This window comes from Prevotella brunnea (assembly GCF_008016795.1).
GTDB lineage: Bacteria > Bacteroidota > Bacteroidia > Bacteroidales > Bacteroidaceae > Prevotella > Prevotella brunnea.
Genome location: NZ_SDIK01000106.1, coordinates 1 through 8,626, shown reverse-complemented (window position 1 = coordinate 8,626; position 8,626 = coordinate 1). Strand labels below are relative to the sequence as shown.

The window sequence follows — 8,626 nt, the reverse complement described above, 5'->3', positions numbered from 1 at the left end:
AGCCATCCAAATGAGAACATCCATGCCATCAGAGAAGTCTGTCATCTTCCTCCTGGCAGCCGTGGCGATGGAGGAAACAAAGAAGACATATGAAAGGAGAATATATCAATTCAAAAACTGGAAAGAAAAGAATAAAATAACAGTGGAAGTACAGAGAAAGGAAAGATGAATTACACACTTTTAAGGACACTACCTTGACATAAGCCGGAAGCCCTGCCGGTACACATAGAGAAATCAAGGAAACCGGAACTTTTCTAAAGATTTTCTTATTTTTTTCAAATAAGCATCGTATTTGATTTGTCCCCAATTGTTATTCTTGTAGTGAGTTGCGATACTGCTCTTTTATTCTCATTTCTACTTCATCCAATGTCTTTTTTCCTCCGAGTCGGCTTTTCATAAGCCTGAACCCCATCCATACAATAAACATTCCGAAGAGTGTGATAACGTATTGCCAAATATTGTTGATGGCAAGGGACTTGGTGAAATTGTCGCAGATGACGAATCCTGCTATGAGCACAAGGTAATCTGCCCACCCCCAATTAGTATAGCTTTTGCTTATTTTTCGATATTCTTCATCATTGGCAAGCAGCTTGGCGCGGTTTTTCTGCCATAATTTTTCAAATTGTTCATTTTTCATATTTGCAAAGATAAGATGATTTTCTGAAAATGGTGAATGATTTTTCACTTTTCAACGATGCTGTCATATAGTAGATTATACGAATATCAACTCGCCCATGACAGAATCACTGACGAAAATGCCTTCTCGAGTTAGATGCAGATGGTTGTTTTCCAACTTCAACAACTGATTTCTTATGAGCGGTTGGGCAACCTTTAAGACATATTTTCTGTATTTGGGCTTCAGATGACTTATATCTATTCCTTCTACGGTTCTCAGTTCCGTTGTTATCAGATCGTTATAATGTGTCCCTTCGTCTATTACTTCACCCTTGTAATTCAAGACGTCGCTCTCTATCCCTTCAATGTACTTCAATAGGTTTGATACATTCCATTGTCGCGATGTTCCGTTGTAGGAATGTGCCGATGCACCTATGCCTAAATAGGGGGTGTCGTGCCAATAAGAACTGTTGTGTCGTGAACGGTAAGGAGAAATATCAGCACCACCCACACATTTAGCAAAATTGCTTATTTCGTATTGTTCAAAGCCTGCTTTTTCAAGTTGGTTGATAAGTTCTTCGTACATTTTTCGATACAGTTCTTCGTTAATTTCTTTTACTTTTCCTTGTTCCCACATTCTGTAAAGAGGCGTACCGTTCTCATACATCAAGCTGTATGCTGAGATATGTTCTACATCAAGTTTAATGACTTTATCTATGTCTTCTCTCCATTCATCAAGCGTCTGATTGGGAAATCCGAACATCAAGTCTGTGGAAATATTATTGATGCCACATTTGCGCAACCGCTCTATTGCCGGTTTTATATCTTCAGCGTTATGGCGTCTTTTCAGAAACCGTAGTCGGTCTTCTGAGAAAGATTGCACGCCCATTGATATTCGGTTTATTGGAAACCGTTTAAGATGGTTCGCAAATTCATCCGTAACATCGTCCGGGTTGCATTCCAATGTTATTTCCATGGATTTGTAATCATCTACGTATTCCGCAAAAGTGTTATCAATTCGTTTGAATATCTCCGTAAGGTTTTCCTGTGAGAGTAATGATGGTGTTCCTCCACCAAGATAAATGGTCTGGATTTTTTCTTTATTATCTTTTATATTCGGGTTGCAAAAAATATAGTTTTTTCGCATTTCCAGTTCTTTACAGAGGGCAAGGGTGTATCTGTCGATAATCGAATCTGTCGTAGTCTTTTCTTTTCTTCCGCTTTGCCTTTTGTTGGGGACGACGGTGGAGTAAAAGCCACAATAAATACATCTGCCGGCGCAAAATGGAATATGTATGTAAATTCCTGACATATATTAATAGGTAATAAATAAAACGCTAAGAAACTATTTGCAAAAGTAGTGATTTCTTTGATATATTTTCTTTTTTCTTGTAATTTGTTTTGGCTGTTTGCATAAAAATTTATAACTTAGACCGCTGAAAGCAGGTTTAGTCCGGCTTATCTCATGGTAAAGAAAGAACATTACTAACAACTTAAATCTATCTTGATATGAAAGTATATCAGACAAACGAAATTAAAAACATTGCCTTGCTTGGCAGTGCGGGTAGCGGCAAGACTACTCTTGCCGAAAGTATGTTGTTCGAGGCAGGTATCATCAAGCGTCGCGGTACGGTAGAAGCAAAGAACACAGTTAGCGATTATTTTCCGGTGGAACAGGAATATGGCTATTCTGTATTCCCTACCGTTTTTCATGTAGAATGGAATAACAAGAAATTAAATATTATTGATTGTCCCGGTAGCGATGATTTCGTAGGAGGTGCAATTACCGCCCTGAACGTAACTGACCAAGCCGTTGTTTTGATCAATGGTCAATACGGACCCGAGGTGGGTACGCAGAATAACTTCCGTTACACAGAAAAACTGAAGAAACCTGTTATCTTCTTAATCAATCAGTTGGATTCTGAAAAGTGCGACTTTGAAAATCTCATGAACAGCATGAGGGATATTTATGGTTCAAAGTGTGTACAAATACAATATCCCATCAAGACCGGACCGGAATTCAATAGCTTGATCGATGTTCTTTTGATGAAGAAATATAGTTGGAAACCGGAAGGTGGTGCGCCGATTATCGAGGAAATTCCGGAAGAGGAGAAGCAAAAGGCTTTAGAATTACATAAAATCCTTGTTGAGGCTGCCGCTGAGAATGATGAAGGATTGATGGAGAAATTCTTCGAATCGGAGTCGTTGACAGAGGATGAACTTCGCGAAGGTATTCGCAAAGGATTGGTAACACGCAGCTTGTTCCCTGTCTTCTGCGTATGTGCAGGCAAAGATATGGGCGTAAGACGCTTGATGGAGTTCTTAGGCAATGTGGTGCCGTTTGTTGACGAGATGGATAAAGTGCATAACACTCGAGGTGAAGAGATTACTCCCGATTCCAATGGACCGGAATCCATATATTTCTTCAAGACCGGTATGGAACCTCATATTGGAGAGGTAAGTTACTTTAAGGTAATGAGTGGAAGTATTAAAGTTGGAGATGACTTAACGAATGCCGACAGAGGCTCAAAGGAACGTATCGGACAACTTTATGCTTGTGCGGGTGCCAATCGTATTCCGGTCGATCAGTTGAATGCCGGTGATATAGGTTGTACCGTAAAACTCAAAGATGTAAAGACCGGAAATACGCTGAATGGCAAAGGTATAGAGCAACATTTTGATTTCATAAAATATCCCAATCCCAAATATACACGTGCTATTGAGGCTGTTAATTCTCAGGAAACGGAGAAATTGATGGCGGCTTTGCTGAAAATGCGTCAAGAAGACCCTACGTGGATAGTGGAGCAAAGTAAGGAGTTGCGCCAGATCATCGTAAGCGGACAAGGAGAATTCCACCTTCGCACGTTGAAATGGCGATTGGAAAATAATGAAAAAATTCAAACAGTTTTCAAGGAAGCAAAAATCCCTTATCGGGAGACTTTAACCAAACAAGCAAAGGCTGAGTATCGTCATAAGAAACAAAGTGGCGGTGCGGGACAGTTTGGCGAAGTGCATCTCATCGTTGAACCCTATGCTGAAGGAATGCCTGAACCTTCGGCTTACAAGTTCAATGGGCAAGAGTTCAAGATGAATATTAAGGGTAAGGAGGAGAGAGACTTGCCTTGGGGCGGAAAACTCGTCTTTATTAATTCTGTTGTCGGAGGTGCTATTGACGCTCGCTTCATGCCTGCTATATTAAAAGGTGTAATGGACTGTATGGAGCGCGGACCATTGACAGGTAGCTATGCTCGCGATGTGCGCGTTATTGTATATGATGGAAAGATGCACCCTGTTGATTCTAACGAGTTGTCGTTCACCTTGGCTGCTCGTCATGCTTTCTCAGATGCTTTCAAAAATGCCGGACCGAAGATATTGGAACCGATCTATGATCTTGAAGTTTATGTCCCCGGAGATTATATGGGCGATGTCATGAGCGATTTGCAAGGTCGTAGAGCAATGATAATGGGAATGGATTCTGAAGCCGGTTATCAGAAGTTGCAAGCAAAAATCCCATTGAAAGAGCTTTCCAATTACTGTATATCATTGAGTTCTCTGACTGGTGGACGTGCAAGTTTCACAACGAAATTTGCAAGCTACGAGTTAGTGCCAAACGATTTACAGCAAAAACTGATTGCTGAACATGAGACCGAAGTAAAAGAAGAGGAAGAATAATTCCTTTTCCTATGAGTCTTGTTAATCGAGAAACTTAAAATGTTATTGAGCGAGAGCATGTCTGTTTGAGATATGCTCTTGCTCAATTAATAATCTTATTGTAATTGATAAAAATCAATTATTATCATACAAAATAATTAATAAACTCTAAAAATACAATTTTAATTAACATTTAATTGTTAATGTTTTAAGGAATTGACTATCTTTGCTTTTAAATAAAAATGACAGGTGTGATAAATGCTGAATATGCAGATTGAACGCGCAGATAATTTGTTTAGATGAAGAAAACGACTATTTGGACAATAGCGGTAATTATGGGACTCTCTTTCCTGGCATTGCTACTTTTGCAGCTTAATTACATAGAGGAAATGGCTGAAATGAAAAAGGAGCAATTCGATGAGTCAGTAAATCGAGCACTCTATCAAGCAGCTCGCAACATGGAACTCAACGAGACACTTCGCTTTTTAGAAAGTGATGTGAATAAGAGCGATGCCAAATTAGCCAAGAAAAATGTATCAAAGGATAAATTAACGTCCGATACTCATCAAGCATTGGTGGCTGATGATAATGGTAATGCTTATACCTCGTTCGAGACGAAGCTTATTCAGAACAACCCATCGCTTACACCAAAAGCTCTTGTAGTTAGAAATGATAGTGGTTCACTCACGGCAACGAAGAAACGAATGCAGGAAGTAGTGCGCAATCGCTATGTTTATCAGAAAGCATTATTGGAGGAAGTGGTTTACAATATTTTGTACTCTGCTTCGGATAAGCCCTTGGAACAACGCATCAACTTCAAGTTGTTGGATCAGGATTTGAAGGCGGAAATGATGAACAATGGAATTAATATCCCTTATCATTTTACAGTTACAACACAGGATGGCAGAGAGGTTTATCGCTGCCCAGATTTTGTTGAGGATGGAAAGGACGCCGGCTTTTCTCAAGTACTCTTCCGAAATGATCCTCCAAATAGAATGGGTGTGGTGAATGTACACTTCCCCGATATGACGAGTTATATATTCTCTAGCGTGCGCTTTATGATTCCATCTATTATATTTACCATCGTTTTGTTGGTAACTTTTATCTTCACGATAGCGATTATTTTCCGTCAGAAACGTTATACGGAAATCAAAAACGATTTCATTAATAATATGACGCATGAACTTAAAACTCCAATTGCAAGTATTTCTCTTGCTTCACAGATGCTTAATGATAAGAGTGTGGTGAAATCGCCCAAAATGATAGATCATCTTGGGGGGGTTGTAAATGATGAGACTAAACGGCTGCGCTTTTTGGTAGAGAAAGTTCTACAAATGAGTATGTATGACCAAAAGAAAGCCGTATTGAAGAAAAAATATGCTGATTTGAACGAAATGGTGGAGACGATAGCCCATTCGTTCACCCTTCGCGTGGAACATACTGGGGGAAAAGTATATACGGATATAGAAGCGGTAGATTCAAAGGTTTATGTAGATGAAATGCACTTTCAGAATGTAATTTTTAACCTAATGGATAATGCCGTGAAATATGCAAAACCTGATGCGCCCTTAAATGTGTATTTGAAGACATGGAATACAAACGAACATCTTTATCTTACCATACGAGATACGGGGCAAGGCATCAAGCGCGAGAACTTGAAAAAGGTTTTTGAAAAGTTTTATCGTGTACATACCGGTAACCGACACGATGTAAAGGGTTTTGGGTTAGGATTGGCTTATGTCAAGAGAATGATAGATTTGCATGAAGGTGAGATAAAAGTGGATAGCGAATATGGAAAAGGTACAAAATTTACTATCATCTTGCCAGTAATGCCGGAAGAATAGTTTGTGAAAAAAGAATATAAACAATTTAAAATTTACTGATATGGAAGAAAATTTCAAAATGCTGTTGTGTGAAGATGATGAGAATCTCGGAACATTGTTGAGTGAGTATTTACAGACGAAAGGTTATGAGGTTGATCTTTGTCCAGATGGAGAGGAGGGTTACAAAGCTTTCTTGAAAAATAAATATGATATTTGTGTGCTGGACGTGATGATGCCTAAGAAAGATGGTTTTACATTGGCACAGGAAATTCGCCAAACCAATATGGAAATACCTATATTCTTTTTGACCGCCAGACAACTAAAAGAAGATATCCTGACCGGGTTTAAGATAGGGGGAGATGATTATCTGACCAAACCCTTCTCAATAGATGAACTCGTGTTCCGTATCGAAGCCATCCTGCGTCGAGTACGCGGTAAGAAAAACAAAGAACTGACCCTTTATCAAATCGGTAGATTTACATTTGATACGCAAAAGCAGCTACTGACGCTCGATAATAATCCGGAAAAGGCAACCAAACTGACTACAAAGGAGAACGAACTGCTTGCTTTGCTTTGTGCTCATTCGAATGAGATATTACAACGCGATTATGCATTGAAAACAATTTGGATAGATGACAACTACTTTAATGCCCGTTCAATGGATGTTTACATTACTAAACTGCGTAAGCATTTGAAGGCTGACGACCAAATTGAAATTATAAATATTCATGGTAAAGGTTACAAATTGATAGTTCCGGAGGAGGATTAAACTCGCATCTATCCCAATAATCTCGAGAGGGAAGGAATATACTAAAAATTATGTAATATGAAAAAGAGTGTGTTCGTATAGACACACTCTTTTATGCTGTGAGACGGAATGCCAAATGTCAGGAAAATCAATCTTTATCGCTGTAATTTAACAAATGCCACTGTGCCACCAATGACAAACGCCAACCCCGATAGTAAAAGTTCGTTGCCTCTGTAATCCACTATGAGATGTATTATAAATAGCAATAATCCCAATGTTATGCTTATCAGACCTAAATATTGAATATACTTTTTCATAGAATGCAAAAATACGAAAAAGATTTGGTTAGTTCATAAAAAAATAGTAATTTTGCACCGCATTTTGCTTATGCAGGTGCTATTTTATTAATTATTTATTTTAATGTAGTATGAATCAATACGAAACCGTTTTCATTTTGACTCCCGTTTTATCTGATGAACAGATGAAGGAAGCGGTCGCTAAATTCAAGAAGCTGCTCACCGATAATGGTGCTGAAATCTTGAACGAAGAGATCTGGGGCTTGAAGAAATTGGCTTACAACATTCAGAAGAAGTCATCAGGCTTCTACGCTTTGTTGGAGTTCAATGCAGAACCAACAGTCATTAATACTCTCGAAACAGCATACCGCCGCGACGAGAAAGTTATTCGTTACATCACCGTTAAGCAGGATAAATACTCGGCAGCTTATGCAGAGAAGCGTCGTGCTAAATGGGCATCTAAAAAGGAGGCTTAATTATGGCAGAGCAGAAAAAATCAGAAATTCGTTATTTGACCGCACCCTCAATTGATACGAAAAAGAAAAAGTATTGTCGGTTTAAGAAGAGCGGAATTAAGTACATCGACTATAAAGATGGAGAATTCTTGAAGAAGTTTTTGAACGAACAAGGTAAAATTCTTCCGCGTCGAATAACAGGAACATCTTTGAAGTATCAGCGTCGTGTGGCACAAGCTGTTAAACGTGCTCGCCAAATCGCATTGCTTCCATACGTAACCGATTTGATGAAATAATAGAGGAGGCTAAGGATATGGAAATAATACTGAAAGAAGATATAATCGGACTTGGCTACAAGAACGAAATTGTAAATGTAAAGAACGGCTACGGTCGTAACTACCTCATTCCAACAGGTAAGGGCGTTATAGCATCACCGTCTGCCAAGAAACAGTTGGCTGAAGATCTTAAGCAGCAGGCTGCTAAAATTGCAGCAAGGAAAGCCGAGGCTGAAAAACGTGCAGCTCAGCTGAGTGGAGTGGAACTTGTAATACCGGCTAAAGTTTCTGCAACAGGCGTTACTTATGGTTCCGTAAACACAGCAATTGTGGCTGAAGAATTGGCTAAGAAAGGTATTGAGATTGAACGCAAGATTATCACCATGCGCGATATTAAGAAAGTTGGCACTTATGAGGCTACAGTTCATTTCTTCAAGGATGTAGAGGTGAAACTTCCTGTAACGGTGATAGCTGAAAATCAACCCGCCCCACAAACGGAAGAAAAAGCTGAAAAGCCTGTTGAAAATGCAAAGGAAAACGAAACAGGAGAGACAACTGCTATTGAACAAGAGGCTTCGGCAGCAGAATAAGTTCTATTCTGTATCTCATGAGGTAGATTCTTATATTTGATTCACATCAAGAGATAATATCATGACAATAAATCCCTTTCACTCTCGTAGTGATTGGGATTTTGAGTTTTACGCAGCTTAATATGAAAAGAATTGTCCTGACAGGAGGTCCTTGGGCTCAGTAGAAATTTACT

At 39.1% G+C, this 8,626-nt stretch carries 9 protein-coding genes and 1 pseudogene; 7 read left to right on the top strand and 3 right to left on the bottom strand.

Annotated features, from left to right (window positions below; all coding sequences use genetic code 11):
* Positions 1 to 169: pseudogene (locus tag ETF27_RS11850) on the top strand (IS256 family transposase); the annotation flags it as partial.
* Positions 170 to 310: 141 nt separating this feature from the next.
* Here the strand turns inward: ETF27_RS11850 and ETF27_RS11005 are convergent.
* On the bottom strand, positions 311 to 637 hold the full coding sequence (locus tag ETF27_RS11005) for a Fis family transcriptional regulator (protein WP_130830697.1): 327 nt from the start codon (positions 635 to 637) through the stop codon (positions 311 to 313).
* A 75-nt stretch (positions 638 to 712) separates the two neighbouring features.
* Entirely contained in the window at positions 713 to 1,927 is a 1,215-nt protein-coding gene (gene hemW, locus ETF27_RS11000) for a radical SAM family heme chaperone HemW (protein ID WP_147785832.1), read from the bottom strand.
* Between the two features lie 197 nt (positions 1,928 to 2,124).
* Here hemW and ETF27_RS10995 point away from each other — a divergent pair, with 197 nt between their 5' ends.
* The 3 genes from ETF27_RS10995 (at position 2,125) to rprY (ending at position 6,858) form a co-directional block, all read left to right on the top strand.
* A complete protein-coding gene (locus ETF27_RS10995) occupies positions 2,125 to 4,287 on the top strand; it encodes an elongation factor G (protein WP_147785831.1) in 2,163 nt (720 codons plus the stop codon).
* A gap of 278 nt (positions 4,288 to 4,565) precedes the next feature.
* Positions 4,566 to 6,110 carry a sensor histidine kinase gene (locus ETF27_RS10990; RefSeq protein ID WP_130828700.1) on the top strand — a complete coding sequence of 515 codons (1,545 nt, stop codon included), beginning with the start codon at positions 4,566 to 4,568 and terminating at the stop codon, positions 6,108 to 6,110.
* A gap of 40 nt (positions 6,111 to 6,150) precedes the next feature.
* Positions 6,151 to 6,858 (top strand): response regulator transcription factor RprY, encoded by a 708-nt coding sequence (rprY, locus tag ETF27_RS10985; protein WP_130828701.1) that lies wholly within the window; start codon positions 6,151 to 6,153, stop codon positions 6,856 to 6,858.
* Between the two features lie 134 nt (positions 6,859 to 6,992).
* Here rprY and ETF27_RS10980 read toward each other — a convergent pair whose 3' ends face one another.
* Positions 6,993 to 7,154 carry a hypothetical protein gene (locus tag ETF27_RS10980; protein WP_193557223.1) on the bottom strand — a complete coding sequence of 54 codons (162 nt, stop codon included), beginning with the start codon at positions 7,152 to 7,154 and terminating at the stop codon, positions 6,993 to 6,995.
* A gap of 110 nt (positions 7,155 to 7,264) precedes the next feature.
* Here ETF27_RS10980 and rpsF point away from each other — a divergent pair, with 110 nt between their 5' ends.
* The 3 genes from rpsF to rplI are packed head-to-tail and all read left to right on the top strand — an operon-like array spanning position 7,265 to position 8,453.
* A complete protein-coding gene (rpsF, locus tag ETF27_RS10975; protein ID WP_130828703.1) occupies positions 7,265 to 7,609 on the top strand; it encodes a 30S ribosomal protein S6 in 345 nt (114 codons plus the stop codon).
* Between the two features lie 2 nt (positions 7,610 to 7,611).
* Positions 7,612 to 7,884 carry a 30S ribosomal protein S18 gene (gene rpsR / locus ETF27_RS10970; protein ID WP_004355224.1) on the top strand — a complete coding sequence of 91 codons (273 nt, stop codon included), beginning with the start codon at positions 7,612 to 7,614 and terminating at the stop codon, positions 7,882 to 7,884.
* A 17-nt stretch (positions 7,885 to 7,901) separates the two neighbouring features.
* Positions 7,902 to 8,453, top strand: coding sequence for a 50S ribosomal protein L9 (gene rplI, locus ETF27_RS10965; protein ID WP_130828704.1), 552 nt, complete (start codon positions 7,902 to 7,904; stop codon positions 8,451 to 8,453).
* Positions 8,454 to 8,626 lie beyond the last annotated feature (173 nt).

Coding starts and splice junctions, on each gene's coding strand:
- rpsF (WP_130828703.1), top strand. CDS start 7,265: ATGAATCAATACGAAACCGTTTTCATTTTGACTCCCGTTTTATCTGAT.
- ETF27_RS11005 (WP_130830697.1), bottom strand. CDS start 637: ATGAAAAATGAACAATTTGAAAAATTATGGCAGAAAAACCGCGCCAAG.
- ETF27_RS10980 (WP_193557223.1), bottom strand. CDS start 7,154: ATGAAAAAGTATATTCAATATTTAGGTCTGATAAGCATAACATTGGGA.
- rplI (WP_130828704.1), top strand. CDS start 7,902: ATGGAAATAATACTGAAAGAAGATATAATCGGACTTGGCTACAAGAAC.
- rprY (WP_130828701.1), top strand. CDS start 6,151: ATGGAAGAAAATTTCAAAATGCTGTTGTGTGAAGATGATGAGAATCTC.
- rpsR (WP_004355224.1), top strand. CDS start 7,612: ATGGCAGAGCAGAAAAAATCAGAAATTCGTTATTTGACCGCACCCTCA.
- ETF27_RS10995 (WP_147785831.1), top strand. CDS start 2,125: ATGAAAGTATATCAGACAAACGAAATTAAAAACATTGCCTTGCTTGGC.
- ETF27_RS10990 (WP_130828700.1), top strand. CDS start 4,566: ATGAAGAAAACGACTATTTGGACAATAGCGGTAATTATGGGACTCTCT.
- hemW (WP_147785832.1), bottom strand. CDS start 1,927: ATGTCAGGAATTTACATACATATTCCATTTTGCGCCGGCAGATGTATT.